Here is a 1,351-nt window from a genome sequence, read left to right on the forward strand (position 1 = left end):
CCTGGACCTGGAAGGCACCGCGACCACCGACTACCGCGTGGCGACAACCGGCGCGGCGGGGGCCCGCGTAACGACGATCCAGTGGAAGGACGTGAGCGACAAAGTCGTGTCGGCAGCGACGGGAAAACAGCTGGCCGCTATTTCGTTTCAGGTGAAACTCTACGAAACCTCGAACCGCATTGAACTGGTCTACGGCCCCGCGACGGCCGGCCCCGGCCCCACGGCTTCCAAGTTGGCAGCCGTGGGCATCAAAGGATCGACCTCTCCCCAGACCGTTAATGCAACCAAAAGCCCGACCCAAGCCTGGAGTCTCACCACCCTGTCGCGCTCCCAATTCGGCGGTAATGCTTATAGCCGCTACAGCATCCCGGCGAATGGCCTCCGGAATACGGTGCTGCCCGACGTGGGCCGGACGTACCGCTTCGATCCGTCGCCGGCCACCGATGCCGCAGTCGTGAGCCTTTATGCGTTGGGCAAAACACCGCTCCTCCCCCAAGCCGTGCAGGCCGTGGTGCGAAACGTTGGCACGAGCCCCCTGCTCAATCTGCCCGTCACCCTGACCGTGACCGGGGTCAATACTTTCACGGACACGCAAACCATCGCCTCGCTGGCGCCCGGCGCGCTGGCGACGGTTTCGTTTGCCGCGTACACCCCCGCCACGATCGGCACCAACACCCTGGCCGTCACCGTGCCGGCCGATGCGATCGGGAGTAACAACGCGCAAAGCGTCACGCAACTGATCACGACCAACACGTTTAGTCACGTGAACACGACCACGCCGGGTTCGGCGGGTTCCTTCGGCTACGGACCTAGCCAACAAGGCGCGTTTATCGCGAAGTTTACCACCCCCGTCGCGCGCACCATCGGGTCCGTCGGCGTCGGGCTCACCGACGTCAATAGCATTGGCAACACCGTGTATGCGATCCTGGTCGACTTTAGCGGCACGATGATGGCGCGCTCCGCGGACTACGTGGTGCAGCCCGGGGACATCAACACCATCAAGTCGTTTGCGATCACCACCAATTCCACTCTTAATTTTCCAACTTTGCCCATACCCGTTCCGATCGCTGCGGGGCGCGACTTCTATGTCGGGCTGGTCCAAACGGCGGCTGTGGGGGGCACCCGCTATTTCCCGTTAGCGACGGTTCCGGTAGGGGGGGCGCGCCCCGATACGTTCTTCATTATACTTGACTACAAGGATACAAACTATTGCTTAACTTGCCTAATCGATGCCAGAAACGGCCCAGACGTGTGTCCCGCCTTTGTGCTTGAGGCCCAGGACGCCCCCGCCACCCCCCTCGGCACCTCCGCCGCGCTCAGCCGGGCCCTCTCCCTGTACCCGAACCCGACG

Annotated in this window: 1 protein-coding gene; it reads left to right on the top strand. The window is 63.0% G+C overall.

Features of this window, described 5'->3' with window-relative positions; genetic code table 11:
* The coding region (locus WX88_RS26665) for a CARDB domain-containing protein (RefSeq protein WP_046247480.1) at positions 1–1,351 on the top strand (1,351 nt) is incomplete at both ends.

This window comes from Hymenobacter terrenus, from assembly GCF_000972495.1.
Lineage (GTDB): Bacteria > Bacteroidota > Bacteroidia > Cytophagales > Hymenobacteraceae > Hymenobacter > Hymenobacter terrenus.